The following is a 26797-nucleotide window of genomic DNA, read 5'->3' on the forward strand; positions in this document are numbered from 1 at the left end:
CATACATATTTCACTAAAACTCCCATCTAAAATCATGCCTTTCAAATTTAAAACAACAAAAAAGATGGAACAAATCAAAATGATTTGTTCCATCTTTTTATTTATCGATTAACTGAACCATAAGTAATGCTTTTCCAACAACATTACCTTCATGATGCACCTCTACATCGACCTTACCAAATTTACGTCCAATTTCTAATACTTTCGGATGAACAGATACAACATTATCAATTTGAACCGGCTTTACGAAATAAATCGTTAAGTTTTCAACAATTAAATCGCTTTTCTTTTGCGCACGAATGACGCGATTTGTCGCTTCTGTCACAATTGTTGCAAATACACCGTACGATAACGTTCCAATTGAGTTCGTCATTTGCGGCGTCACCGAAAATTGATATAGATGCTCATTCTTCGCTTCTTTTGGCGTCATAAATTGATTCGTTACAATATCATCAATGGTTTCTCCAACTTGCGGCTGACGTTGAATCATTTGCAGTGCCTGAAGTACATCTTGACGGCTAATAATACCTTGCAGTTTATTTCCTTCCTCAACGACAGGAAGTAATTCAATTCCTTCCCACACCATCATACGTGCCGCAGCTGCGACAGACATTTTACCGTTCACTGTAATTGGGTGTTTTGTCATCACTTTATCAATTGGTGTTTCTTTCGCTACTCCGATCATATCTTTTGAAGTCACGATTCCTAGCACTTTGTTACTTTCATCAACAATCGGATACCTTCCGTGCATCGTCTCTTCATTATAGGCATGCCATTGCTGCACTGTATCATTTGGCTTTAAATATAACGTTTCTTCAATTGGCGTTAAAATATCTTCAACGAGTACAATTTCTTTCTTAATAAGCTGATCGTAAATCGCACGGTTAATTAACGTTGCAACTGTAAAGGTATCGTAACTACTTGAAATAATCGGCAGTTTTAATTCATCTGCTAATTTCTTCACATGATCTTCCGTATCAAATCCGCCCGTAATTAATACAGCGGCTCCAGTTTCTAACGCTAATTGATGTGCGTTCGTACGGTTACCGACAATAAGTAAGTTCCCAGCTTCTGTATAGCGCATCATCGCTTCTAATTTCATTGCCCCGATTACGAATTTATTTAACGTTTTATGTAGTCCTTCTCTGCCTCCAAGTACTTGACCGTCGACAATGTTAACGACTTCTGCATATGTCAGTTTTTCGATATTCTCTTTCTTCTTTTGTTCAATTCGAATTGTTCCGACACGTTCAATTGTACTAACATACCCTTTATTTTCTGCATCTTTAATTGCACGGTAAGCGGTCCCTTCACTTACACTCAAATCTTTCGCAATTTGTCTTACAGAAATTTTATGGCCTACTGGCAGGCTATTAATATGTTCTAAAATTTGGTTATGCTTGGTAGCCAAATGGTTTCACCATACTTTCTTTTCCCTAAATTCTTCATGTGTTGTACTTTCAGTATACTATATTTTCAAAACTGTTACACTCTCTCTTTGCATACCTGTACTATTTTTTTTATAACAAAATGACTCTTACATTCCACCAGTCATTCTATTACAACAATGTAATGCTATTGTCATCTCATTCGATAGTTCGCACACTTGATTACCTATACAATTAAGACAAGAAATAAAACAAAGGAGCGAACACATGATGAAAAAACTTTTAGAGGTTGTAGGTGCTGTATTTTTAGCTTTCGTAGATGGGAAAAAAGTTACAATGGAATTGAATGAAACACCTGAACAGCCACGTACCAAAAGAAAAGAATCACCAAAACAAATACAAGTATTAAAAGCTGTCCTACACACATAAAAAACCCTTCACTTTTCTTTTTCAAATGAAGGGTTTCTTTTCTATAGTGTAATACTTTCTCCAGCTTCTAATACTTTCCCTGTACAATTTTGTAGCTTTTCTACAAATTGATATGGATCTTGTTCAATAACTGGGAACGTATTGTAATGCATCGGTACAACAGTTTTCGCATTAATCCATTTTGCCGCTAGTACAGCATCTTCTGGTCCCATTGTGAAATTATCACCAATTGGTAAAAATGCTAGATCAACTTTATTTAATTCCCCAATTAACTTCATATCAGAGAATAGTGCAGTATCTCCTGCGTGGTATACAGTTTTCTCTTCTGCTGTAAATAAAATACCTGCTGGCATACCTGTATATGTAATCGTCTTATTTTCTTCATCAATATAACTAGAGCCGTGGAATGCTTGTGTAAACTTCACTTTTCCGAAGTCAAATTCATGTGAACCACCAATATGCATCGGGTGTGTATTTACACCTTGCCAACTTAAAAATGTTGCTAGTTCAAATGGCGCTACAACAACTGCATTATTTTTCTTCGCAAGCTCTACTGTATCTCCAACATGATCACCGTGTCCATGCGATAAAAGAATTGCATCCACTTTTACATCTTCAGCTTTTAAATCTGTTTTCGGATTACCTGTTAAAAACGGGTCAATTAAAATAACTTTTTCATTCGCCTCAATTTTCACAACTGAATGTCCATGATAAGATACTTTCATTATTACATTCCTCCCTATTCACATTCTCACTTTTTATTCTACATGATTTTTCAATTCCCTGTCTTTTCTAACATCTATTTACTTGTCATAACACTTTCTTCCGAGTTAAAGTTATATTTGTAATTAAATATCTCGGGGGTGCCAATCGATGAATGCTAGATTAGAAAATTTAATGCAATGGCTAAAAGAAAAAAACGTAGAAGCTGCGTTCTTAACTTCTACACCGAACGTCTTCTACATGACAAACTTCCACTGTGAACCACACGAAAGACTTCTTGGTATGTTTGTATTCCAAGAAAAAGAACCTATTTTAATTTGCCCTAAAATGGAAGAAGGTCAAGCGCGTAACGCTGGCTGGGCACATGAAATTATCGGATTTACTGATACTGACAGACCATGGGATATGATTGCAAAAGCAATTAAAGACCGCGGCATCAATGCAAATGCAGTTGCAATTGAAAAAGAACATTTAAACGTAGAGCGCTACGAAGAATTAAAGAAATTATTCCCAAATGCAGCTTTCAAATCAGCTGAGGAGAAAGTTCGCGAACTTCGTTTAATTAAAGATGAAAAAGAACTTTCTATTTTACGCGAAGCAGCTAAAATGGCGGACTATGCTGTTGAAGTTGGTGTAAATGCAATTAAAGAAAACCGCAGCGAGCTAGAAGTATTAGCAATTATTGAACACGAATTAAAAACAAAAGGCATACATAAAATGTCATTTGATACGATGGTATTAGCAGGTGCGAACTCTGCTCTTCCACACGGTATTCCTGGCGCAAACAAAATGAAACGCGGCGATTTCGTACTATTTGATTTAGGCGTAATCATTGATGGTTATTGCTCTGATATTACACGTACAGTAGCATTCGGTGAGATTTCTGAAGAGCAAACTCGCATTTACAACACTGTACTTGCTGGACAACTACAAGCAGTTGAAGCATGTAAACCGGGTGTTACACTTGGCGCAATCGACAACGCTGCACGTTCTGTTATCGCAGATGCAGGTTACGGTGACTTCTTCCCCCACCGCCTTGGTCACGGACTTGGAATTAGCGTACACGAATATCCAGATGTAAAAGCTGGCAACGAGTCTCCATTAAAAGAAGGTATGGTCTTCACAATCGAGCCAGGTATTTACGTACCAAACGTAGGTGGCGTTCGTATTGAAGATGATATTTACATCACAAAAGACGGATCAGAAATTTTAACGAAGTTCCCGAAAGAGTTACAATTTGTAAAATAATAAAAAAGGCAGCTTGATTGCTGCCTTTTTTATTTCTCTACTATTTCCAATTTAGCACCATCTTCTCCTCATACTTATCATCCCATTTAATCACAATCTCTATTGGTTCATCTTTAGAGATAGGCGCGCAACTTACACAAGAAGACTTCATTTCAACCTTTGCTCCTCTATGAACTTCTGACGTTTGTGTCATTGTACTAAAGGCTCCATTAATAGCAATTTCTAAATTCTTAAATTCTGTATTCCCATCTCCGCCCTTATACTGAAACGTAAACACTCCATCTTCACTGTCGTCCTTGATATGGCCCTTATATTGTCCCGTCCAACTTTTGCTCTCGCTAGAAAAAGTAGCATACGAAATGGAACAGCTTCCTAAAAAGAAAATACTAATAAAAAAGAATAATGCTCTCTTCATCATGCCCCTCCATTCAAAAGCACTTATTTATTGTCTATTTCTTCCTCTTATTATACTATTAAAATACAGAATTTTCTAAAATAGGAGGTTTATATGTTACAACAACAGTTAGAAGAAATTCGTAATAATCATTACGTAATGGATACAATTAACATGGACTCTTTAATTTCCAATATGCTTAAACATATCGGTGTTACCGATAGCTATTTAAGGGACAAACTTATTTGCTCTACTTTTTACCATCTCATCAAAAAGGACTACCTTTCACACACACAATTACAGAAACTATTATTAGAAAGCATCAGTGACAAATATTTATTGTATAAGATTCATTCGGATGACGAAGATGCGGTATTTACCCGTGCATTTACAACATTATTAATTGCACTCATTATTGATGCTGATACAAATCATAATTTCTTATCACAGGCTGATCTTTTACATGTAAAAGATCGATTAGTGTTATATATGAACAACGAGCATGATTTCCGCGGATATGTGCAAGACCACGGCTGGGCACATAGTATCGCTCACGCTTCTGATACATTTGAGGCGCTTGTTCGTAGTCCTAAACTGGAAACTTTATATTACGAAGAAATATTACAAACTTTATTAAACAAAGTTTGTGTCCATTCTATTTACTACAAATATGAAGAAGACGAACGTCTCGTTTATCCGATTGTCGCAATGCTACAAAATGGTCTAAAGGAAGAGGTACTCATATTAGCCCTTCATGATTTAGTAGCTCAATTACCCTTCCAAAAACAAACATTACATATTAAATCGTATGAGTACTTATACGGAAATATAAAATCTTTCTTACGCAGCTTATTTTTCAGACTACGCACACTGTCTATATGTAAAGAAACCGAATGCGAAATTGAAAAATTGCTACAAGAGCTTCCAAAATATTATTAAAAAAAGAAGGCCACTTAGAAAGTGCCTTCTTCTATTTCACTAATATTTAATTGAAATTTCACGATCCAAACTGAGAAAAGGTGGACAAGAAGCGCAAACGCCATACATGCTCCGCTTAAAAAAGTTAGTATAGGATGCGAATACACGTGCCCCAATCCATAGGATATCGCCACGAAAAACATTGTTATGTAAATATAAATTGCTCCATGTATTTGCCTCATATAAACCTCCTTTTCCCATATTATAACATAAGTTTTCTGATTATTCACATTAATTACTCGTAATCAATATTTCTCAACTGTTACACCTCTTACAGCAGCCTTAATATACGGTGACCCTTGTAAACTTTGTAAATCCTCTGTTTTCCTGTTACGACTACACCGTATATTGGTAAGTCTTTTGGTTTGGTGTTTTTTATTTCTTTATCCCGCATTAACAGGCAGTAAGACCCCACATCAAAATTCAGCGGAAGCAAAGAAGTTAGATGGGGGGCGGACTGCTCGTAAAAGCCCGATTGGTGAGGGCTGATAATCAGTGAGGGATGCCCTCACCACTGATTAAAGTTTCACTTTATAGTTTATCCTAAAATATTCTCGATATCCCTCTTTATTTTCACTTAAAGATATCCAAATACAGCTTTTATAAATTTTCCCATAATAAAAAGCACATTTATTTTGATGTGCTCTTCACATATAATTTAGTAAAATATGAATCATTTTTTGAAACAAAAACTCCCACTCATCTCTCCCCATACTATCGTTATGACTTAGTTGCCATAATAATTGAACGAGGATAAAATCCCAGCTTTTCATAAAATGATACAGCTTCATTTCCATACACTACTGTTAATTCAATTTCATCTATCTTTTTCACTTTAAACCATTCCACTGCACTATTCATTAATTTCAAACCAAATCCGTTTCTTCGGTATTTTTCATCAACAAATAAAACTTCAATCTTTCCGCTTACGCTTTTACTATACGCTATACAAAATCCTAATATATTATCTGTTTCTGACTCAATCAATAATTCAATTCTATATTCTCCGTACTTTGAGTTCTTTTTATAATTTTCAATACGTTCCTCAAATGTCATTCTGGGGTAATCGCCAGAAAAATATTTTGATTTATTATTATGATATTCATGCAATTTATTTAAGGATTCTCTTATTATCTCTATTTCATCGAGAGTGATATATTTATTACTAATTCTCATCCTATAGCATCTCCAATAATATATATTTCAGCAAAAAAATAAGACTGTTTTTTGTTCACAAAATATTACTCTATTATTCCATCGCTTCCCTCACAACATCTTGAATCATAACAACTTCCGTTTTCATATCAACAGATGGTGCTTCTTCATCAATACATTCATGCCAAAATTCCAAGTGCTTTTTATCAATTTCATGATGAAAATTTTCGACAAGAGCCCCGCCTTCTCCTTGCACAGAATACCAATATAAGTATTCTTCTCCATCTCTTATTTCCCGGAAAATTGTCTCAACGTACATCTTTTCGTCGTTTAATGTCAAAAGCACTTCTTTCATATTGTCATTAAGAAGCTGCATCCATTCATCTACACGATGACTTTTACCTTGTTTCACTTTGAATCTCGTTAATTCCACATTCATTTTTATTCCCCCGTTTTCTTACGTACAAACAATCTATATTCTATCGGATTATGAAAACTTAATTTACTAGCTAGTTTTTGCGAAGGAATATTGTCTACATAACAATCCCAGCACGGTGTAATATCATTTTGCATGCAATGCTCAACGAACCGTGTCGCAACAGCTTGAGCTAATCCTTTCCCTTGATATGCTTTATGCGTAGCAATATCGATTTCAGCAAAACTATTCCCTCTAAATATTGAGACGCATTCAGCTATAATCATCCCACCTTGTTCTATACAAAATCCGAAACCACCGTTCAAAAATAGTTCTTTTGATCCCCAATATTCTTTATAATACTTCTCTGTAAATTCACTGCTTCGTTCTATATCACTTTTATCAATACGCTTCACTTCATATGTATTTTTATTTGCATCTTGTGTTCGCTCTTCAAAGATTTCTCTTTGGAATTTCATTCGTGGCATATTCCGAAGTACATTACTAAAACGCCCTTCAATCATCATTTCCCACTCTTCACTTGAAGCGAATAGTGTAAATCTCTTCTCTGTTTTTTCAATAGCCATTTTTAAATACATCAATAAATCTTCATTATAATTTTGATCATCCGTATGACCAAATAAATAATAGATACCGTTAACTGTACGAATTAATCCTGCTGTTAACTTCTCGTTGGCAAAAATCTCACCATCTATCATTTGGTCACATACCGCATAAGCAAATGTCGTCGTTCTTGTATTACTTTCCAAAATCGGAATGATTTTTCTATACTCGGCTACAGATAATTTTTTCATAACTGCTCCACTTTAATCGTATCAGCTTCTATATTTTCGAAACAAAGATTTACTGTTCTCTTTAATGCTCTCGTTCTATGAATCGTACACGCTGGAATTAAAATAGAATCATTCGGCTTTAAAACTGCTGTTTCTCCATCTTCAAAATCGATAAGCAATTCTCCCTCTAGCACAATGAATAATTCATCCGAATTAGAATGATAATGCCAATCATATTCGCCAGTAAATACAGCGATTCGTAAGCAATGACTATTTACATTTGAAACGACGAAGTTTTTATGTTGATCTTGAATGTCCTTTGTTAATTCTATTAAGTTCACAATCTCCATATTCCGTCTCACCCTTTCATTAGTCGTTCTTCTGAAAAACTAACTTAGTCTCCACCATCACTTGAGCTGCTACAATCGTTGCTACTGTAGTCACCGAATCCACTTGATGAGCTTGAATTGGATGAAGATTTTTTGCTTCTTTTTCTATCTTTTTTACTTTCATGACTAGGCCATACTTTATCAAATAATATAAAGAATAAGATTCCTTCTACCATAACAAGCATAACGCCAAAAATACCTTCAATAACATTAGGGGTTATCCCCAAACTTTTAACCATCCCACATAAAAACACACAAAAAATCACATACAAGAACATACAAATATATCGAAATACTTTTTCTATCATAAGGACTACTTTTTTTGAAAAAGGTATGTTCTGTTCCTGTTTTCTCTTCATATACTCTTGTCTCTTAACTTGCTTTTTCTTCCTCTTTTTGCTCCCCATTGAATCCCCTCTTTTTGTTATATAATTCTAAATTATCATAATAAAAATCAATTTACACCAATAAATAACAATTATTCACATGTTATTTCTCCATAAAAAAAGACCCTCCTCATAAAGGAAGGTCTCGAATGTATTTCTATTATGATAAAGCAGGAGCTTTTTCAAGTAGCTCTTTCGCATCAGCGTATTGTAAGCCGTGAGCTTCTGCAACTGCTTCGAATGTTACATATCCATCTAATGTGTTAATACCTTTTAGTAATGCAGTGTTGCCTAAGCAAGCATCTTTGTAGCCTTTGTTCGCAATTTGTACTGCATATGGTACTGTTACGTTTGTTAATGCAAGAGTTGACGTACGTGGAACTGCACCTGGCATATTAGCAACTGCATAATGAACAACGCCATGTTTTTCGTAAGTTGGGTTGTCATGAGTTGTAATACGATCAGTTGTTTCGAAAATACCACCTTGGTCAATCGCGATATCTACAACGACAGAACCTGGTTCCATTGATTGAATCATTTCTTCAGTTACAAGTTTTGGCGCTTTTGCACCTGGAATTAATACTGCACCAATAACAAGGTCAGATTCTTTAACAGCTTCTGCAATGTTGTATGGATTAGACATTAATGTTTTTACTTGGTTACCGAAAATATCATCTAATTGACGAAGACGTTCTGCACTTAAGTCAATGATTGTTACATCTGCACCTAAACCTACTGCAATCTTAGCTGCGTTTGTACCAGCTTGACCACCGCCGATGATTGTTACTTTGCCGCGTTTTACCCCTGGAACGCCTGCAAGTAAAATACCTTTACCACCCTTGTTTTTCTCAAGGAATTGTGCACCGATTTGTGCAGACATACGACCAGCTACTTCACTCATAGGTGCAAGTAATGGTAAAGAACGATTGTCTAATTGTACTGTTTCGTATGCGATTGATGCAACTTTGTTATCGATTAATGCTTTCGTTAATTCTGGTTCTGGAGCTAAGTGTAAGTATGTGAATAAAATTAAACCTTCACGGAAATAGCCGTATTCACTTGCTACTGGCTCTTTTACCTTCATAACCATATCTTGATTCCATGCTTCTTCAGCAGTTTCTACAAGTTTCGCACCAGCTTGTACGTATTCTTCATCCGTAAAGCCAGATCCTAAACCTGCTCCTTTTTGAACAAAAACTTCATGACCATTTTGTACTAAATGTACTGCTCCCGCTGGCGTCATTGCCACACGGTTTTCATTGTTTTTAATTTCTGTTGGAATACCGATACGCATGATTAGTTCCCCCTTGAGTTATGAAATGACCCCTGAATCATTTTTTTAAAGCGCTTTCTACGCTCTTATATTTTAACATAATATCTCAATATTTGACAAAAAAATAACACGAGTTTTCCGATAGATTTAATTTTATATTAAAGGACAGTATTATCCGCACCTCTCAGCACAATGGATAAACTGTCCAATTATTCGAAACTTCATCTTATTTTATTCTATCGATGTCTATGAATAACATCCACTGCACCAGTAACTTCAATAATTGTACCGGTAATCATATCGGAATCGTCCTCACATAAAAACGAAATGGTTCTTGCAATATCTTCACCTGTTCCAGATCTACCAATCGGTGTGTTATGCTCTTTCAGCTGACGTGCTTCTTGAATAGTTGCCTCTTTCATCTCGCCTATAATATCACCAGGACATACCATGTTCGCAGTAATACCATACTCCGCTTCTTCATAAGCAACTGTTTTCGTTAATGAAACAAGTCCTACTTTCGCTGCGGCAAAAGCTGAACGATAAATCCATCCCGGTGCACTATCCGCCCCTTGAAATCCGTAATTAATAATACGGCCAAAGTTCTGTTTTCTCATGACCGGAACGACAAGTTTTAATAAATGAAATACCGCTGTTAAATTTCCCTGAATCATTTCATTCCATTCATCTTCTTCATAATCAACTAACTTTTTTCGTTCAAATACATATGGACCAGCATTATTAATTAAAAAGTCAATTTTGCCAAAACGGCTCATCGCTTCTTCTACTATTTTATGTAAATCTTCCTTTTTCGTGACATCCGCTTGCACGAATTGTAGACGCTCTTCCACATCTTTATATGTTTCTTTCATCGTTTCCATAGCCGTGGTATCGCTATGGTACGTTACTGTTACTGAATAGCCTTTAGCCAATAACTTTTCTGTTACTTGCTTTCCTAAACCTTTCGTACCGGCTGTAATGAGCGCATGTCTCACAAAACTGCCCCCTTTTAAATTGCTATACTTCATATGTAACAAGTTCTCGCTCCAATTACAACTAAAATGAATTGAAACAGAGTTTTCAAAATTCTGTAACGTTTCTGGCAAGCACGTTACCAAAATTTGTTTTATAATTAAGTTGTAAACAGTTATAAAACAGATTGGGAGGAATTTACTATGAATAATACATATACAAATATTTTAATCGCGGTGGATGGTTCTAAAGAAGCAGAAAAAGCCTTTAAAAAAGCAATTCAAGTCGCAAAGCGCAACAATGCAACATTAACAATTGCTCATATCGTTGATGTAAAAGCATACTCAGCAGTAGAAGCTTATAGCCGTGCAATTGCGGAACGGGCAAATCTATTTGCAGAAGACTTATTAGAAGACTACAAAAAAACTGCGCTTGAAGCTGGTCTTGAAAAAATTGAAACTGTATTAGAATTCGGTAATCCTAAATCAAAAATTTCAAAAGAAATCGCTCCAAACCATAAAGTAGATTTAATTATGTGTGGTGCGACTGGTTTAAATGCTGTTGAGCGTTTCCTAATTGGTAGCGTCTCTGAACATATTATTCGCTATGCGAAATGCGATGTCCTTGTTGTTCGTGGTGATGAAGAGCAAGGTGAGCTTTAATTTATAGATAAAACACCAAGTCCACATAGGCTTGGTGTTTTTCATTTTATAAACTTCACTATAAACACAAGACATGCTACGACAACAACGGTAATTGCCAACACATAAGGCGGAAGAAACTTCAAAGACCATAACGCCATCATAATTGTCGCGATCGTTAAGTACGTTTGCTTTGCACCCTCTGTCATTTTTTTACGAAGTAAGAAGACGTACAAATAGCCGATTGGCGGCGTAATGAAGCAAAGAACATATATGATTTTTGATTTTAAATACCATTTTTGTTCTCCAAGTTTCTTTATATCTCCTTCAATTCTCTTACTCTCTTGTTCTTTCGCTTCTTCTACAAGCTGGTCTTCCTCTTCTCCTCGCTTTTCTTTCATATAAGGAAGAAAGTGCATAAAAAAATAGTATGCGAATACGAACGCTCCAAATCCAATATTTAATCTTTCTAATGGAATATGTTCACTAAAAAAAGCAGCAGTAAGCACTAAAGACAAACAGTATGTCATCATCCAAAATGAATGTTTTCTCTTTTTCCGTTCCATTTCTTTTTCACCTTGTATATCTTTTCTTTTCGAAATCCATATAGAAATAAAGCAATCTACTACAAATAGAGCAAAAATAAATATCGCAACGTGTACTGTTTCTAAATCCTCAAATGAAAAGATATTTGGGAATGCAACGTGTAATACAATTAGCGTGTACAAAATTAACCCTATAAAATAAATACGTCTCATTTTTCATCCCTTTCTTATTTCCTAACATTACGTTAACATACATTTTTTAGAAATAGACGGACAAAATATATATGTGTAAAAAAGGAGGATGCAACATGGATGATTCTGAACGTATTATTTTAGATGTGAATGGGAAAGAACTCGAAATGCTAGATACGATTCGTACTCATTTTAAAGAGAAACATGGCGTTGAACTAAGTAACGGTGCATTACTTAGAGATTTGATGGATATTGAGTATATTCGAATTACGGAAGATCGACATAAGTATGATTAAAAGAAAAACGACTGCAGGCGAATGCCATCAGTCGTTTTCTTTCTTTATTTAAGCTCTTGATGTTTCCCGCCCATACCACCTTGCTCATTGCTATCTTGGTGTACAGTTAGTTTATTTGTTTTCGTATCTTTTAAAACTCTATATGTATATGATTCATTTGGTTCATCTTTAAACTGCACATTCATTCCATACGAATCCATTTTGCTATAAAAGGCCGGTTTTATATATAAAATATCACTTTCTTTATATCCTTTATCTTGCAAATGCCACATCGTTGCGATAATCGCTTCTTCTCGCTTTTCTTTTTCACCAACATACATATATTTGTCCAAAAGAAACACTTTAGCATTTGCAATTAAACTAATTACCAATACAATGATAAACACTATTTTTTTCATAGACTTCCCCTAAATTGTTATTTTTTACTATATTGTAACTTAAATATATTAAAAAACAAAGTACGCCAGACTTTACTAGACTGGCGTACTTCCCAACTCAATTCTTAATAAATTCTTTCGTTAACCCCTTCGCCTTCTCCAAAGCGTTTTTGATTTGTTCAAATCCTGTTCCACCCGCACTATTACGACGCTTTACAGCCGCATATGGTGAAAGAACTTCATACAAATCTTCTTCAAATAAAGAGCTCATTTCTTGATATGTTTCAAGCGGGACATCTAATAAATAAATTCCTTTTTGTGTGCAATGTAGCACTAACTTCCCAACAATTTCATGAGCTTGACGGAATGGTAGTCCTTTGTTCGCTAAATAGTCGGCAATTTCTGTTGCGTTGGAGAAATCTTGCGTCACAGCTTGCCCCATTTTTTCTTTGTTTACAGTCATCGTTTCAAGCATGCCCGCCATAATATGAAGGCATCCTTCTACTGTTTTTACTGTATCAAACATTCCTTCTTTATCTTCTTGCAAGTCTTTATTGTAAGCGAGTGGTAATCCTTTCATTACTGTAAGTAAACTGAATAAATTACCGTATACTCTGCCTGTTTTACCACGGATTAGTTCCGCCATATCCGGGTTTTTCTTTTGCGGCATAATGCTGCTTCCAGTTGCGTATTGATCGCTCATTTCAATAAATTGAAACTCTTGGCTACTCCATAAAATAAGTTCTTCACAAAAGCGCGATAAGTGCATCATAAGCATAGATGAGTTACTTAAAAACTCCAGTATGAAATCACGATCACTTACTGCATCTAAACTATTTTCATATATTCCATTAAATCCAAGAAGCTCCGCACTATATTCTCGGTCAATCGGGAATGTCGTCCCAGCTAGCGCTCCTGCTCCTAATGGAGAGATATTAATACGCTTTAACGAATCTTCATAACGATTTACATCACGCTCTAACATCCAAAAGTAAGCGAGAATATGATGAGCAAATGAAATCGGCTGGGCACGTTGCAAATGCGTATAGCCAGGCATAATCGTTTCAATATTATTTTCTGCTTGATGAACAAGAACAGTTTGCAATTGCTTTGTAGCTTTTATAATATGTTCTACCTTTTCTTTTAAATACAAATGCATATCCGTTGCCACTTGATCGTTACGGCTTCGGCCTGTATGAAGTTTCCCTCCTACTTCGCCAATTTGTTCAATTAACATCTTTTCGATATTTAAATGAATATCTTCTGCTTCTACTGAAAATTGTAGCTTATTCTCTTTTGCTTCTTTCAATAAATATTGAAGACCTACCTTTATTTTCTCTGCTTCTTCTTTCGTCACGATGCTCTGCTTTGCTAGCATCGTGACGTGTGCAATACTCCCGTTTATATCTTGATTTACTAATTGTTGATCGAAGGAGATGGATGCTCCAAACTCTTCAACCCATGCTTCCGCTTCTTCTGTAAAACGTCCGCCCCAAAGTTTGCTCACGCTTCCACCTTCTTTTGATTCACTTGGCTGTATACTTTCGTCGGTAAACCAAATAATGAAATGAATCCAACTGCTGCATCATGATTAAATTCGTCCTGGGCAGTATATGTTGCTAATTTTTCATCGTATAAAGAGTACTCAGATTTACGTCCTTCTACAATCGCATGACCTTTAAATAATTTCACACGCACTGTACCTGTTACATTCTTTTGCGTTTCTTGTAAAAATGCATGAAGCGCTTGTTTTAAAGGTGAGAACCATAAACCGTTATAAATAAGTTCTGTTATTTTCTGTTCAATCACTGGTTTAAAATGTGCTACTTCTTTTACGTGTGTTAAATCTTCCAACTCTTTATGCGCAGTGATTAACGTCATTGCTGCTGGGCATTCGTATACTTCACGAGATTTAATACCGACAAGACGATTTTCTACGTGATCAATACGTCCAACGCCGTGTTTTCCAGCGAGCGCATTTAACGTTTTAATTAATTCTGCAAGTGAATATGCAGTGCCATTTAAAGTAGTCGGTACGCCTGCTTCAAATCCGATTTCTACAAACTCTGGTTTATTCGGTGTATCTTCTAACGCCAATGTCATCTCATATGCATCTTCTGGCGGCGCTGCCCATGGATCTTCTAAAATTCCACATTCGTTGCTGCGTCCCCATAAGTTCTGATCGATTGAAAACGGGCTATCTAAATTAATCGGAATTGGTACATCGTTTTCTTTTGCATATGCAATTTCTTCTTCACGTGACCATTTCCATTCACGTACAGGCGCAATCACTTCTAAGTAAGGATTTAATGCTTGGATAGAAACTTCAAAACGAACTTGGTCATTTCCTTTTCCTGTACATCCGTGTGCAACTGCAGTTGCGCCTTCTTGTTCTGCGATTTCTACTAATTTCTTTGCAATAAGCGGACGAGATAATGCAGAGACAAGAGGGTATTTTCCTTCGTATAATGTGTGTGCTTGCATCGCCATCAATGCATATTCATTCGCGAATTCTTCTTGAACGTCAATCATATATGATTTAATTGCACCTACTGAAAGTGCCTTTTCTTTTACAAATGCTAAGTCTTTACCTTCCCCTAAATCTAAACAAAGCGCGATAATATCATAATTTTTCTCTTGTAACCATTTAATTGCAACAGAAGTATCAAGACCTCCGGAATATGCTAATACAACTTTTTTCTTCTTCATTTTGCATCCCCCTAAAGAATAAATATTCATTTTGTTTTATAATAATTCACACTTTACCACCTTTCACAAAATGTATCAAGAGTCATTTTCAAATTTTTTCAAACAATTTCGTCGAACTTCTTTCTGTTTTTCTGTACAATATAAGCAGGAAAACGGGGGTGAACTTATGGAAAAGTATTTCTTATACGATGAACATCTAGGAATTGAAATTCCGCATTTACAAGAAGACTGGGAAGAAATCCCCGAAAAAATGCAACATGCTATTTTACTAAAATGGGAACAAGTTCGCGGGAAAATTCCTGATCGTATAAAAGAACTTGAGCACTATATTAATACAAAACAACATTATTTAAATAACGAAGAAGACTTCGAAGTTTCTTGTAAACTAAATTCAGAAATTGCCGATCTTGCTTCCATCATTAATGACCTTTGGCTTTGGTATCGACTCACTCAAAATGTATCTGAGGGGAAAGCACACCAATGAAAAAAGCATGCCCCTCAATTACTTTGGGTCATGCTTTTTTGTCATAACATGATTTACAATATATCTCTTGTGCTGTTTTTGCCAAACACACATCAAAAGGGCCAACTAATATACTTCTTTCTTTCGGCAACTTTACAAAAGCAACAAGCTCTTCTTCATATTGAATTTTTTTCTGACATGAAATACATATTAATTCTTTTCTTTTGAACATTCCTTTTAGCATACCTTCACTCTCCCCTTCATCTATCTATATTAATATACTCTCATAATAGTTAAGACTTGTAAAAAAATGACACATTCCGAATCTAATGATTCATATACTATGTACAAAAGGAGGTCTACAGCTTATGCGTGCTTTCGTTATTATCGCTTTAACTTTTTTAAGTGTGATTAGTTGGGATGCGTTTTTTAAAGATAAAAGTGATGAAAAGAATACAACGGAATAAAACCCTTTTTTTCTTACTTATTGGACAAACCGTTACAAACTGTCCAATCCTCCGAAATAACTTAGGCTTTTCTACAAAAATATTTAAACATAACATTTTTTGTAGATTCCCTCCGTTTATTGTCGGTTTCCATCCGCATACATTTTTTAAAAGTATGATATAATAGTATAAATCTTGAAGGAAGGGATTTTGATATCATGATCGCTCGAAGGAGCATGTGGCATCGTATTGACGAATCATACACGTAGCGTATTTTTCAGCTCAGATACTTTAGTCTAGCGAAAAAAATACGAGAGTGGGGAAATTATGATTGCCCGAAGGATAATTTGGCAAAAAAAAGACTCTTCTTACACATAGCGTTTTGTTTAGGACTTAATTGTTACTAACTAAACAAAACAAAGAAGAGCAGGATTGCTAAATGACGAATCCTACTCCACGTTTTGTTTAGTCGTTTTAAGACTTAAACTAAAACGAAGGTAGGGAGAATTGATGGACGAGAGGATTATTCGTTATTTCTTCAGCGACATATAGCGTAGTTAGTTTTTTCGTAAACTAACTGAAAGCTACATGTGAGCTCGTAGTTAGTTTACAACACAAAAAGGACTACTAACTACGGAAAGAAGGAATAACGATGAGGAACATCCAAAGTCGGCAAATTATTAAAGAAATTTTTATGGTTTTAATCGGTTCATTTATTTTAGCAGCAGCGCTATATCACATTCACTTCCAAAACCACTTAACAGAAGGTGGCTTTGTAGGAATTGCACTATTCATTCAAAACTTTTATGATATTTCACCATCTATTTCAACTGTATTAATGGATATCCCAATTATTTTACTGTGCGCTTCATTTTTAGGTAGAAAAATGGTTGGTTATTCATTCCTAGGTTCAATTTCATTCGGAGTATTTTATTCCTTTATGGAAAATTATTCTCCATTTACGGTAGATTTATCAAATAACTTATTTATAGCTGCAGTAGTTGGCGGTGCGTTAGCTGGTATTGGACTCGGTTTTATATTGCGATTTGGCGGTGCAACCGGTGGAGACGATATTTTAACAATTGTATTAAGTAAACGAACTCGTTTTACAATTGGGCAAATTTTCTTCGTCTTTGACGCGATTGTTCTTGCGCTTTCATTATATTATTTAAATTGGACAGAAATTGCTTTTACTATTCTTTCGATTGCCGTACAGGCAAAAACATTGGATTTAATTTATTATCCAAAAACAGAAAAAACAGCAGAAAAACAGCCAGTATCTGTTCCAATGTCCAAAAAACATGCAACAAATTAAAAAAGCGAAAGGCTTCGGCCTCTCGCTTTTTTTATGCTCTTTTTTCTTTCTCGACTATATGGCGCACTTGATAAAATCTATTTGCAAATTCAGTAACGTTTCTTGTTAAACGATAATTCACTGTAGATCCAATTGCCATTCCAATTACCGGTATACCTTGGAATAATTTACGACGAAGAGCATAAATCGAAAATGTCTTCAAAATTTGTTTTAACACAACCTCAGTAGAAGCTGTTTGTAGCACTGCTTCGTCTCCTTCGTAAAAGAACGAATCTTCCTGCTCCAGCTCTTGCAATAAATTGTACCATGCGTATTGTTGAAGTCTTCCTGGTAGTAATGACGCATGAAACACCTTTAACGCAAGCATCATTTCATACGGCTTGTTCACATCATGTCCAAATGATGTTGCAATAAGTTGGACTGCCTTCACATTTAACGCGATCATAACCGGAAAATCCGCCGTTAATAATAATAAACCTCCAGCACCTGTTGCCCCGCCTTGTACAAATGAATATAGACGATGACGTGCTGTTTGCTGCTCTGCTATGTATGTTAATTGATCAATAGATAATGCTTTCAAATCTTCAAGCTGTTCAATCGATTCATCAAATAATCTTGATGTTCCTAAAATCCGATTACGTGCATCTAACTGTGCTTGTGAACTTTGAATAAATGCATGCAAATGAAAGAGCCATCCATCTGCTTTCGTGAAGAATTCTTTTCGCTTTTTCTCAGGTAATTTCGCAACTGTAGTATGTAACCATTTATCAAACACTTTTTGAAAATCGGTCGCTTCTTGCTCAACTAATTGCGCTTCCCATTCTTTTATATTGTCTAAAATGGCTTGTTCTCGCTTCGATCGCATCGTAACAACCACCTCGTTCGATTTTTTTCTATTGTAACATATTTCTGCTTATTCTTTGCAAATATGCTTGTCTATCTTTATTCACATACCATTTTTGAATGGCATAAAATATTAACAAAAAGGATGAGATAAATCACATGAATCTATCCGATATAAAAAAAGAATATAATGCGGTATTCAGCTTAGGACAAAACTGCTGGCCTGCTTGGGCATTATATCAATTAGAATTATCACCATTTTTTGGCGTTATTGATTTTATGCTAAGCCCCTCATTAGAAAAAGTGAATGTATTATTACAAAATCGATTTGACCGCTTTTTAAATTTCGAAAATTTATCCTTCATCTCATTTTGGGATGATGATGCAAAATTAAGATTAAGGGACAACCTTTATGAAATTGACTCCTGTCATGACTTTAAAACAGATGTAAACACACCAACTTCTTGGCCTTCTTATACAGAAATTAAGTTAAACTATGAACATCGTATTAATCGTTTTCTAGCTACAATTGAAACGGCAGAATCCATATTATTTACTCGAACTGGAGGAACATATGAAGAAGCATGTTCCCTAGAACAAATTTTATCTCAAATCGTTACACATACATTCTCTGTCCTGTTACTAATTCCTGCCGATATACCAACTATCACCCAAGAAGATTGGGGATTACAACGTGTTTGCGTTATGAAATGTCCTATTATGGATGTATACCAATACAATGAAGCATTTTGGAAAAACTTATTTGATGGAATTACGATTAGACCACATTCTTAAATACATGACACCTTTACTACAAAACACATTATAATCTTCCTTATACAAAAAAATAAGGAGTGATTGTATATGTATCCACGTGCAAAGGCTTTTGGCATTGCTATACATCACGGGCGTCTTCTCGTACAAGAATATCATTCAGCCGATGAAACATTTTACCGACCTCTTGGTGGTTCAATTGAACTTGGTGAACAATCAGCACATACCGTTATTCGTGAATTTAGGGAAGAGCTTCATACAGAAGTGGAAATCACCAATTATTTAGGTTGTTTAGAAAATGTCTTTCATCTAGATGGAGACATTGGTCATGAAATTATTCAACTATATTCTTTGCGTTTATTAGACACGTCACTATATGAAATGAAAATATTAAATATACAAGATGAGGAAACAGTAACATATGCGAAATGGATTCCTATTACGGCATTCATTCAGAAAGAAAAAATATTATATCCGGATGGAGTTTTAAAATACATCCAAAAGAAAAAAGACGAAATCCTATAGGATTTCGTCTTTTTTTTCATATATTAACCAATATCTCCAAGACGTAGTACGTCACGAGCAATCATAACTTCTTCGTCAGTTGGAATTACGATAATTTTTACTGGAGAGTGTGGGAAGCTGATGAATGCTTCTTCACCGAATACGTTATTACGTTTTGCATCGAAGTATACGCCCATGTACTCAAGGCCTTCTAATACGCGCTCACGAATAATCGCACTGTTTTCACCTACACCAGCTGTGAAGATGATTGCGTCTACACCTTTCATACGAGCAGTGTAAGAACCGATGTATTTGTGGATACGGCTTACGAATACATCAAGTGCTACTTTCGCACGGTGGTCGCCTTCTTCTTCTTTCGCAATGATGTCACGTAGGTCACTAGAGTAACCAGTAAGACCTAACATACCACTCTTCTTGTTTAATACGTTAACTACTTCTTCTACTGTTTGGCCTGTTTTTTCCATGATGTATGGAATTAACGCAGGGTCAAGGTTACCAGAACGTGTACCCATTGTTACACCAGCAAGTGGAGTGAAGCCCATAGAAGTATCAATAGATTTACCGCCTTCTACTGCTGCGATACTTGCACCGTTACCTAAGTGACAAGAAAGTAAGCTTAAGCTTTCAATTGGACGACCTAATAATTCAGCCGCACGCTCAGTTACATATTTATGAGAAGTTCCGTGGAAACCGTATTTACGGATGCCGAATTTTTCATAGTACTCATATGGTAAGCTGTATAGGAATGCAGATTCCGGCATTGTTTGGTGGAATGCTGTATCGAATACTGCTACTGCTGGTACGTTTGGTAATACTTCTTGGAATGCTTTAATACCAACAACGTTTGCTGGGTTATGAAGTGGTGCTAAATCGCTTAATTCTTCGATATCAGCTAATACTTCATCAGTAATTAAAACAGAGTCAGCAAATTTTTCGCCGCCGTGAACAACACGGTGACCGATACCGCCAATCTCATCTAGAGATTTAACGATTCCGTTTTCAGTTAATTTTTTTAGAAGCATATTAACTGCTACTGCGTGATCTGGAATGTTTGTAATTTCTTTTTGTTTTTCGCCATCTACAGTAATAGTGAAGATACTATCTTCTAAACCGATACGTTCTACTAAACCTTTTGTTAATACTGTTTCACTTGGCATTTCAAATAATTGGAATTTTAAGGAAGAGCTTCCTGCGTTAATCGCGATGATTTTTGACATCTAGTCTTTCGCCCCTTTTTCTCTTGGTAGTTGTGTGGATGTTTCCACAAACCGCTCGATTTTATCTGATCAAATTCACTAAATATGAAAACGTTTCATCATTAGCAAATTTTATACTCACGATTTTAATTTAAACATCGTCCGACATATATTTCAAGTGAAAAAATTGTAACACCAAGAAAAAATATATATTACAGATTTCAAAAAAATTCAGTTAAATCTTGTATATATTTAAAAATATGACATATTATATAAAACTGTACTACATGAATCACTAATGCTGTTACATATACCTAGCTTTATTTATGTGTTGCAAACCAAGTATTTAATTGATCCATAATGTCTTCCATCGCCTTCATGTTAGAGAATTTAGGCAACTCCACTAATAACGCCTGTTTTGGCATTGTTACATTAGCGCCTTTCTTTTGGAGAACAAATATACTTTTTGCATTTTTCTCGTTTTTAAACATGGAAACAGGAAGCTGTAATAACCCTTGAATAAAGCATGTTTCTTTAATAAATGCATGTAATTTTGGTGCCTGGTCACTTTCAAAAATGAAGTTTGGTACTAAGAAGAATAAGTACCCGCCCTCTTTCGTATGTTTCACACTTTGTTCAATAAATAAGTGATGGGCATATGACATTCCTTCATCTGCTTTTAATTTATATTCACTTGCACCGATTTCGTTTGGATAATAACCAACTGGCAAGTCTGAAACGACTGCATCAACTGGATCGATATAAAGTGGTGCTAGTCCATCTTGATGGAAGAATTCGATTGCATGCTTTTGTAAATTTGCATTTACTAAAGCAAGTTTAATTAGCACTTCATCCACTTCTACACCAAATCCACTCATTGTTAGTCCTTCTTTAGCGCTATTAAACACTGTAGTCATTAAGTTACCTGTTCCAATTGCAGGATCTAAAACTGTAATTTCATTTTGACCTTGCATAAATTTATGGAATAAGTAACTCATGAACATCCCAACTGCATCAGGTGTCATTTCGTGATTCGCTTGTACGCCTTCTTTCATTCCTTTTAAGATGGCTAACTGAAATGCTTTACGAATTTCTTCACCTTTATATGTTTCTTCATTAAACGTACTATATTCACGATTCAGCCTTTCAATTGCTGATTCGGATAATTCCTCTTGTAAAATCGCTCCCTCAAACAAGTTATCACCTGTTTCTACAAGCGCCTCTAAATATGTTACATCTAATTCTTTACGTAAAACTACCGCAGAAGAATCAAAAATAGAAAATAATGTTTCTACTGTCTGACTCACGTACATTCCTCCTTCTCTCTTTTACACATAACTTATATCATACCACAAAGTGATTTTTTCCAAAAAGAAAAAGCGACCTCCTGTAAAGAGCTCCCCTTTAGTTATATATGATATAACGTTTTTTCTCATATATCGATGCCGTTACAGAGCAATATATGAGAAAAAACGACCTCTTTATAAGAGGTCATTTTCTTCACATTACTTCGCAGATTTAGCTGCTTCTAATGCTGCTTCATAGTTTGGATGGCTTGTACCTTCGCTTACGTATTCTACGTAAACTACTTTGTCATTGCTATCTACTACGAATACTGCACGAGCAAGTAAACGAAGTTCTTTCATTACTAAGCCGTAAGCTTCACCGAATGAAAGGTCGCGGTGGTCAGAAAGTGTTACAACATTTTCTAAACCGTTTGCTGCACACCAGCGTTTTTGAGCGAATGGTAAATCAGCGCTAATTGTTAATACTTTCGCGTTTTCAATACCTGCTGCATCTTGGTTAAAACGACGTGTTTGTGCATCACACACACCTGTGTCGATTGAAGGTACAACACTAATTAATTTCACTTCGCCTTTGTATGTTTCTAAACTTACTGGAGATAAGTCGTTTGCTAATACTTGGAAGTTTGGCGCTTGATCGCCAACTTTAACTTCTGTTCCAACTAAAGTCATTGGATTACCTTTAAAAGTTACGTTTGCCACTTGAAAATCCTCCCTTATTTAAACAAAATATGTACAATGTAAATGATAGTTTGTCCCTATCGATAATGCAAATAAAATCGCTTTATTTACAAAAAAATTAAAGAAGCTAACCTATTGATTAGCTTCTTTATTCGTTAAATTTGAAATTCAGGATCATCTTCTTTTCGTTTATCCATCATTTCTTTCACTTTATCAACAGCTTGTGGCGCTAATTCAATTATTTTATCAATGACATGTGTTTGTTTATCTAAGTGCAATACTTTCACACCATCTCCATTTATAACAAGAAAAGCAACAGGATTAATAGAAACTCCTCCACCACTTCCCCCGCCAAATGGATGGCGGCCTGAATGTTCTACTTTACCAAATTCACTTCCACCAGCAGCAAATCCGAAACTTACTTTCGAAACAGTAAGAATTACACTTCCATCTGCCGCTTTAATTGGGTCACCAACAATTGTATTTACATCAGTCATTTGTTTTAAATGCTGCATTGCTGTTGTCATTAAACCTTGAATTGGATGTTCCATTCTATATCCCCCCTATGCTTGAACAGATTTTTCTGTCATACCAGATCTTTGCTTCCTCATAAATATGAGCAATTTCACCGCTGTTTTTATAGTGCGGAATATACGAAAAGATGCTGTTAACTCACATCTTGATGCAAATCCTTTTCCTTGAAAAACTGGGGTAATTTCAAATTCTGGTACGTCGACAATATGCATATATTGTCCGACAACTCCAGCAGCCATACCTTTTGTCCCCCATGCATATCCAGTGACAATTCCAGTACTAGCTGCGTCGCCTGCTCCAATTTGTGTATGCCATTTCCAACCATTGATTTTCACTCGTTTGAGAAAATCTTTAACAATAGTATGAACTTCTTGAAGCTTTTTTATCAGTTCACCAATGCTGTCAAGTTGCGCCATAATTTTATTATCGAGTCCGCCGTCCTCTTCAGCTTTTTCGATTTTCTGTCCTGTCTTTTTCTGCTGTTTTTCAATTCTTTCCAACACATCAAATGTATATCGAATCATCCATATTTTCACTTGAAGCAAACATTTCTTTTCCATTTCTGAATATAAAAATGTCACCTTAAGCTTTATTTTTGACAATAGTATAAACAAAATAAAAAGAAGAAGAATTATTATTCCAATTACGAGCCACTTCATACGTATCATCCTTTCACTCCGTACCCATTATCGACAACTTTATTCATCATTAAACAGAGTTCTATAAGATTGAATATAAAAATTTTTCTAAAAATAAAAAGGTATTTTGACATTTTATATCGAAATATATTATTTGAACATATCATCAGGGAACGGACTCTAATGATATGTAGCACGAAAAACAGAAAATTTAACTGCAGTGGAGGGATACATAATGGCAGATCGTCGCAATTTATTTTTCTTTTATGGTGATGACAAAGCAACGCTCGTTGAAAAAATGAAACCAATCTATCGTATTTTAGAAGAGAATGGATTTACCATATTAGATCATCCAAAAAATGCAAACGCTATCGTCAGTGTTGGAGATGATGCAACCTTCTTACAAGCCGTTCGTAAAACTGGTTTTAGGGAAGATTGCTTATACGCAGGGATTTCTACGAAAGATGAAACTTCGTTCTACTGCGATTTCCATATTGATCACGTTGATACAGCCCTTCAAGAAATTACAAAAAATGAAATTGAAGTGCGTAAATATCCAACAATTCAGGTAGATGTAGATCACAGTACATCTTTCCATTGTTTAAATGAGTTCTCATTACGTTCTAGTATTATAAAAACATTCGTTGTAGATGTTCACGTTGATGATTTATATTTCGAAACATTTAGAGGTGACGGTTTAGTAGTTTCTACCCCAACAGGAAGTACTGCTTACAATAAATCATTGCATGGCGCAGTTGTTGACCCACTTATTCCATGTTTCCAAGTAAGCGAACTAGCATCTTTAAACAACAACACTTACCGTACGCTCGGTTCACCTTTCATTTTAAATCACGAACGTACATTAACTTTAAAACTAAGACCAGACGGTAACGATTATCCTGTTATCGGCATGGATAACGAAGCGCTTAGTATTAAACAAGTGGAAAAAGCTGTTGTACGCTTAAGCGATAAACAAATTAAAACAGTTAAATTAAAAAACAACTCTTTCTGGGAAAAAGTACAGAGAACGTTTTTATAGGATTAAAATAACCGCAGAATTATGGAATTCCATAATTCTGCGGTTATTTATTTACCCCGATTGGCGCGGACAATAATCTCTTACTATCCGGCCGTTATTCTTGTCAGTTTTTGTCGGTAAGTCGATATATTCCGATAATCGCTCATATATTTTTACGCATCTTTTCTATAGACAACTTGGCCATCTATTACGGTCATTTCTACTTCTACTTCTTTTATTTCTTCTGCCTCAATTTCAAACATATTGCGGTCTAATATTGTAAAGTCTGCTTCATATCCTTTTGTAATTTGCCCTCGCTTCGCTTCTTTTCCAATTGCATAGGCACTTCCTGTTGTAAATAAAGAAACAGCCTCATATACCGTTAATCTTTCCTCAGGCATATAGCATACACCGTCAATAAAACTTCTACGTGTAACAGCGCTATATATGCCTAAAAACGGATTCACTTGTTCAATAGGAGCATCTGAACCACCGTTGCAGTGTAATCCTGCTTCCAGTAACGTCTTCCAAGCGTACGCATAACGAAGACGGCGCTCTCCTAGTTTTTCAATGACTGACGGAAAATCTGATGAAAGGAAGACTGGCTGTATATCTATAATGGCTTGCAAGTTTTTCATTCTTTCAATTAACTCCTCACGAGCAAGCTGACAATGAATAATGCGATCACGTAACCCTTTTGCTGGTGGATATAATTCGAGTGCATCAATGACATATTCAAGCGATAAGTCACCGATAGTATGAATCGCAACTGGCATATGTAAATCTCGTGCTTTCTTCACTAATTCTGCAAGTTCTTCACGTGAGAAAATCGCAACCCCATTCGTTTCCTTCGCATCTTCATACGGTTCACTTAATAATGCTGTTCTTCCGCCAAAAGAACCGTCAGAGAAAATTTTCATTGCCCCAAATTCAATATAATGTTCATTTTCATATTCTTTTCGTTCATGTGCTACTTCATGGTGAACGAGCAAATGGGCTTTAAATGGCATTTCTTTTATAACATGAGAAAACGCATTATATGTTTTTCTAAAACCACCATAATAATTTAAATCTTCCGTATGCCCGCCAACGAGTCCGTATTTCCAGCAATCTTTAATCGCTGTTTGCAGAGCTCTTTGTAAATAAGCTTCATCAATTTCTGGCTGAACATGTTTAATTAATTCTTGCCCTTGTTCATATAAAAGTCCTGTTAACTTATTTGATGAATCCCTGCCAATTTTCCCGCCTTTTGGATCTTCTGTCGCTTCTGTTATATTCACTTCTTGCAGTATGTATGAATTCACCCATGTAACGTGACGACAAACTCTCTTTAATAAAATAGGATGGTCTTTCGAAATTTCATCTAAATCACGCGCGTGAACATCTTTCGTATCTGTAAAGTTATTTTCATTCCATCCTTCTCCAATAATCCAAGAGCCCTTTGGAGCTTCTTCCACTCGCTTCTGAACAAGAGCCAGTACTTCGCTATAAGATGTACAATTTGATAAATCTAGACGGAGTAATCTCTCTCCATGCCCAATAAGATGCATATGGCTATCAACGAGACCTGGGATCATTGTTTTTCCTTTTAGGTCATGTAACTTTACGTTTGAATATCTGCTTTCTAATTCTCCCTTATTACCAGCATCAACAATTATGCCGTTTTCAACGTAAACAGCGTCCACTTTTTCATTTTCTTCTCTCATTGTGTAAATGGTGCCGCCATACCAAATTTCTCCCATATATCCCATCTCCT

Annotated in this window: 33 protein-coding genes and 1 pseudogene; 10 read left to right on the forward strand and 24 right to left on the reverse strand. The window is 35.6% G+C overall.

All coding sequences use genetic code 11. The features are described 5' to 3' along the window. Positions 1-97 precede the first annotated feature (97 nt). On the reverse strand, positions 98-1411 hold the full coding sequence (locus tag GBN78_RS00310; RefSeq protein WP_128267139.1) for a CBS domain-containing protein: 1314 nt from the start codon (positions 1409-1411) through the stop codon (positions 98-100). Between the two features lie 244 nt (positions 1412-1655). Between GBN78_RS00310 and GBN78_RS30040 the strand changes: the two genes are divergently transcribed. Next, the gene (locus tag GBN78_RS30040; RefSeq protein ID WP_000976306.1) at positions 1656-1817 is read left to right on the forward strand and encodes a hypothetical protein; all 162 of its coding nucleotides are present in this window, start codon (positions 1656-1658) and stop codon (positions 1815-1817) included. 41 nt (positions 1818-1858) lie between these two features. Here the strand turns inward: GBN78_RS30040 and GBN78_RS00315 are convergent, their stop codons facing one another. After that, positions 1859-2542 (reverse strand): metal-dependent hydrolase, encoded by a 684-nt coding sequence (locus GBN78_RS00315; RefSeq protein WP_000868919.1) that lies wholly within the window; start codon positions 2540-2542, stop codon positions 1859-1861. A gap of 148 nt (positions 2543-2690) precedes the next feature. Here GBN78_RS00315 and pepQ point away from each other — a divergent pair, with 148 nt between their 5' ends. Further along, the gene (pepQ, locus tag GBN78_RS00320; RefSeq protein ID WP_000994024.1) at positions 2691-3788 is read left to right on the forward strand and encodes a Xaa-Pro dipeptidase; all 1098 of its coding nucleotides are present in this window, start codon (positions 2691-2693) and stop codon (positions 3786-3788) included. Positions 3789-3828: 40 nt separating this feature from the next. On the opposite strand, the gene GBN78_RS00325 is transcribed toward pepQ, so the two are convergent. Further along, positions 3829-4203 (reverse strand): hypothetical protein, encoded by a 375-nt coding sequence (locus GBN78_RS00325; protein ID WP_152126857.1) that lies wholly within the window; start codon positions 4201-4203, stop codon positions 3829-3831. A gap of 93 nt (positions 4204-4296) precedes the next feature. On the opposite strand from GBN78_RS00325, the gene GBN78_RS00330 reads away from it, so the two are divergent. Then, positions 4297-5121: a DUF2785 domain-containing protein gene (locus tag GBN78_RS00330; protein ID WP_000941454.1), complete on the forward strand. Its 825-nt coding sequence runs from the start codon at positions 4297-4299 to the stop codon at positions 5119-5121. A gap of 14 nt (positions 5122-5135) precedes the next feature. On the opposite strand, the gene GBN78_RS00335 is transcribed toward GBN78_RS00330, so the two are convergent. From GBN78_RS00335 to GBN78_RS00370, 9 genes and pseudogenes are all read right to left on the reverse strand, one after another. Next, positions 5136-5342 (reverse strand): hypothetical protein, encoded by a 207-nt coding sequence (locus GBN78_RS00335; protein ID WP_001248905.1) that lies wholly within the window; start codon positions 5340-5342, stop codon positions 5136-5138. Positions 5343-5405: 63 nt separating this feature from the next. After that, positions 5406-5545 (reverse strand): annotated as a pseudogene (locus GBN78_RS30045) (anti sigma factor C-terminal domain-containing protein); the annotation flags it as partial. A 335-nt stretch (positions 5546-5880) separates the two neighbouring features. Then, positions 5881-6336: a GNAT family N-acetyltransferase gene (locus GBN78_RS00340; protein ID WP_001222923.1), complete on the reverse strand. Its 456-nt coding sequence runs from the start codon at positions 6334-6336 to the stop codon at positions 5881-5883. A gap of 73 nt (positions 6337-6409) precedes the next feature. Further along, entirely contained in the window at positions 6410-6754 is a 345-nt protein-coding gene (locus GBN78_RS00345) for a DUF6176 family protein (protein WP_152126859.1), read from the reverse strand. Positions 6755-6756: 2 nt separating this feature from the next. Next, entirely contained in the window at positions 6757-7545 is a 789-nt protein-coding gene (locus GBN78_RS00350; protein WP_000736726.1) for a GNAT family N-acetyltransferase, read from the reverse strand. Next, a complete protein-coding gene (locus GBN78_RS00355) occupies positions 7542-7874 on the reverse strand; it encodes a cupin domain-containing protein (RefSeq protein ID WP_152126861.1) in 333 nt (110 codons plus the stop codon). Before GBN78_RS00355 ends, GBN78_RS00350 begins: the two co-directional genes overlap by 4 nt. A 44-nt stretch (positions 7875-7918) precedes the next feature. Then, the gene (locus GBN78_RS00360) at positions 7919-8320 is read right to left on the reverse strand and encodes a hypothetical protein (protein WP_152126863.1); all 402 of its coding nucleotides are present in this window, start codon (positions 8318-8320) and stop codon (positions 7919-7921) included. A 139-nt stretch (positions 8321-8459) separates the two neighbouring features. After that, a complete protein-coding gene (gene ald, locus GBN78_RS00365) occupies positions 8460-9593 on the reverse strand; it encodes an alanine dehydrogenase (protein WP_001219402.1) in 1134 nt (377 codons plus the stop codon). A gap of 215 nt (positions 9594-9808) precedes the next feature. Then, positions 9809-10600 (reverse strand): SDR family oxidoreductase, encoded by a 792-nt coding sequence (locus tag GBN78_RS00370; RefSeq protein ID WP_002062486.1) that lies wholly within the window; start codon positions 10598-10600, stop codon positions 9809-9811. Positions 10601-10747: 147 nt separating this feature from the next. On the opposite strand from GBN78_RS00370, the gene GBN78_RS00375 reads away from it, so the two are divergent. Next, positions 10748-11206 (forward strand): universal stress protein, encoded by a 459-nt coding sequence (locus GBN78_RS00375; RefSeq protein ID WP_001066673.1) that lies wholly within the window; start codon positions 10748-10750, stop codon positions 11204-11206. 41 nt (positions 11207-11247) lie between these two features. On the opposite strand, the gene GBN78_RS00380 is transcribed toward GBN78_RS00375, so the two are convergent. Next, positions 11248-11943, reverse strand: coding sequence for a hypothetical protein (locus tag GBN78_RS00380; RefSeq protein WP_098432122.1), 696 nt, complete (start codon positions 11941-11943; stop codon positions 11248-11250). 95 nt (positions 11944-12038) lie between these two features. Between GBN78_RS00380 and GBN78_RS00385 the strand changes: the two genes are divergently transcribed. After that, entirely contained in the window at positions 12039-12218 is a 180-nt protein-coding gene (locus tag GBN78_RS00385; RefSeq protein WP_000342765.1) for a hypothetical protein, read from the forward strand. A gap of 44 nt (positions 12219-12262) precedes the next feature. On the opposite strand, the gene GBN78_RS00390 is transcribed toward GBN78_RS00385, so the two are convergent. The 3 genes from GBN78_RS00390 to GBN78_RS00400 form a co-directional block, all read right to left on the reverse strand. Then, positions 12263-12616, reverse strand: a complete 354-nt coding sequence (locus GBN78_RS00390; RefSeq protein WP_000724675.1) for a DUF3139 domain-containing protein — start codon at positions 12614-12616, stop codon at positions 12263-12265. Positions 12617-12713: 97 nt separating this feature from the next. Beyond that, positions 12714-14102 carry an argininosuccinate lyase gene (argH, locus tag GBN78_RS00395; protein WP_044796464.1) on the reverse strand — a complete coding sequence of 463 codons (1389 nt, stop codon included), beginning with the start codon at positions 14100-14102 and terminating at the stop codon, positions 12714-12716. Next, complete coding sequence (locus GBN78_RS00400) at positions 14099-15304, reverse strand: argininosuccinate synthase (RefSeq protein ID WP_000727588.1); 1206 nt, start codon at positions 15302-15304, stop codon at positions 14099-14101. The genes argH and GBN78_RS00400 overlap by 4 nt, the downstream gene beginning before the upstream one ends. Before the next feature lie 166 nt (positions 15305-15470). Here GBN78_RS00400 and GBN78_RS00405 point away from each other — a divergent pair, with 166 nt between their 5' ends. Further along, positions 15471-15788 (forward strand): hypothetical protein, encoded by a 318-nt coding sequence (locus tag GBN78_RS00405; protein ID WP_000417218.1) that lies wholly within the window; start codon positions 15471-15473, stop codon positions 15786-15788. Between the two features lie 28 nt (positions 15789-15816). On the opposite strand, the gene GBN78_RS00410 is transcribed toward GBN78_RS00405, so the two are convergent. Continuing rightward, the gene (locus tag GBN78_RS00410; RefSeq protein WP_000911985.1) at positions 15817-16011 is read right to left on the reverse strand and encodes a hypothetical protein; all 195 of its coding nucleotides are present in this window, start codon (positions 16009-16011) and stop codon (positions 15817-15819) included. An 854-nt stretch (positions 16012-16865) separates the two neighbouring features. On the opposite strand from GBN78_RS00410, the gene GBN78_RS00420 reads away from it, so the two are divergent. Next, positions 16866-17528, forward strand: a complete 663-nt coding sequence (locus GBN78_RS00420) for a YitT family protein (RefSeq protein WP_001244515.1) — start codon at positions 16866-16868, stop codon at positions 17526-17528. Positions 17529-17559: 31 nt separating this feature from the next. Here GBN78_RS00420 and GBN78_RS00425 read toward each other — a convergent pair whose 3' ends face one another. Then, complete coding sequence (locus GBN78_RS00425; RefSeq protein WP_001256853.1) at positions 17560-18393, reverse strand: EcsC family protein; 834 nt, start codon at positions 18391-18393, stop codon at positions 17560-17562. 137 nt (positions 18394-18530) lie between these two features. Here GBN78_RS00425 and GBN78_RS00430 point away from each other — a divergent pair, with 137 nt between their 5' ends. Beyond that, positions 18531-19166, forward strand: coding sequence for a DUF1796 family putative cysteine peptidase (locus GBN78_RS00430; protein WP_001053735.1), 636 nt, complete (start codon positions 18531-18533; stop codon positions 19164-19166). A gap of 69 nt (positions 19167-19235) precedes the next feature. Further along, a complete protein-coding gene (locus tag GBN78_RS00435) occupies positions 19236-19670 on the forward strand; it encodes an NUDIX hydrolase (protein ID WP_000283470.1) in 435 nt (144 codons plus the stop codon). 23 nt (positions 19671-19693) lie between these two features. Here GBN78_RS00435 and ackA read toward each other — a convergent pair whose 3' ends face one another. The 5 genes from ackA to GBN78_RS00460 form a co-directional block, all read right to left on the reverse strand. Continuing rightward, entirely contained in the window at positions 19694-20887 is a 1194-nt protein-coding gene (gene ackA / locus GBN78_RS00440) for an acetate kinase (RefSeq protein WP_000034575.1), read from the reverse strand. 299 nt (positions 20888-21186) lie between these two features. Then, a complete protein-coding gene (locus tag GBN78_RS00445; RefSeq protein WP_000084367.1) occupies positions 21187-22173 on the reverse strand; it encodes a class I SAM-dependent methyltransferase in 987 nt (328 codons plus the stop codon). Positions 22174-22371: 198 nt separating this feature from the next. Beyond that, positions 22372-22872 carry a thiol peroxidase gene (tpx, locus tag GBN78_RS00450; RefSeq protein WP_000024529.1) on the reverse strand — a complete coding sequence of 167 codons (501 nt, stop codon included), beginning with the start codon at positions 22870-22872 and terminating at the stop codon, positions 22372-22374. A 134-nt stretch (positions 22873-23006) separates the two neighbouring features. Then, positions 23007-23402, reverse strand: coding sequence for a GerW family sporulation protein (gene ytfJ / locus GBN78_RS00455; protein WP_000400935.1), 396 nt, complete (start codon positions 23400-23402; stop codon positions 23007-23009). Positions 23403-23414: 12 nt separating this feature from the next. Continuing rightward, the gene (locus GBN78_RS00460) at positions 23415-24053 is read right to left on the reverse strand and encodes a DUF2953 domain-containing protein (RefSeq protein WP_002101410.1); all 639 of its coding nucleotides are present in this window, start codon (positions 24051-24053) and stop codon (positions 23415-23417) included. A gap of 205 nt (positions 24054-24258) precedes the next feature. Here GBN78_RS00460 and GBN78_RS00465 point away from each other — a divergent pair, with 205 nt between their 5' ends. After that, complete coding sequence (locus GBN78_RS00465; RefSeq protein WP_000785186.1) at positions 24259-25062, forward strand: NAD kinase; 804 nt, start codon at positions 24259-24261, stop codon at positions 25060-25062. A gap of 152 nt (positions 25063-25214) precedes the next feature. Here the strand turns inward: GBN78_RS00465 and GBN78_RS00470 are convergent, their stop codons facing one another. Next, positions 25215-26783, reverse strand: coding sequence for an amidohydrolase (locus GBN78_RS00470; RefSeq protein WP_074625555.1), 1569 nt, complete (start codon positions 26781-26783; stop codon positions 25215-25217). Positions 26784-26797 lie beyond the last annotated feature (14 nt).

The organism is Bacillus sp. B2-WWTP-C-10-Post-4, from assembly GCF_009183805.1.
Lineage (GTDB): Bacteria > Bacillota > Bacilli > Bacillales > Bacillaceae_G > Bacillus_A > Bacillus_A cereus.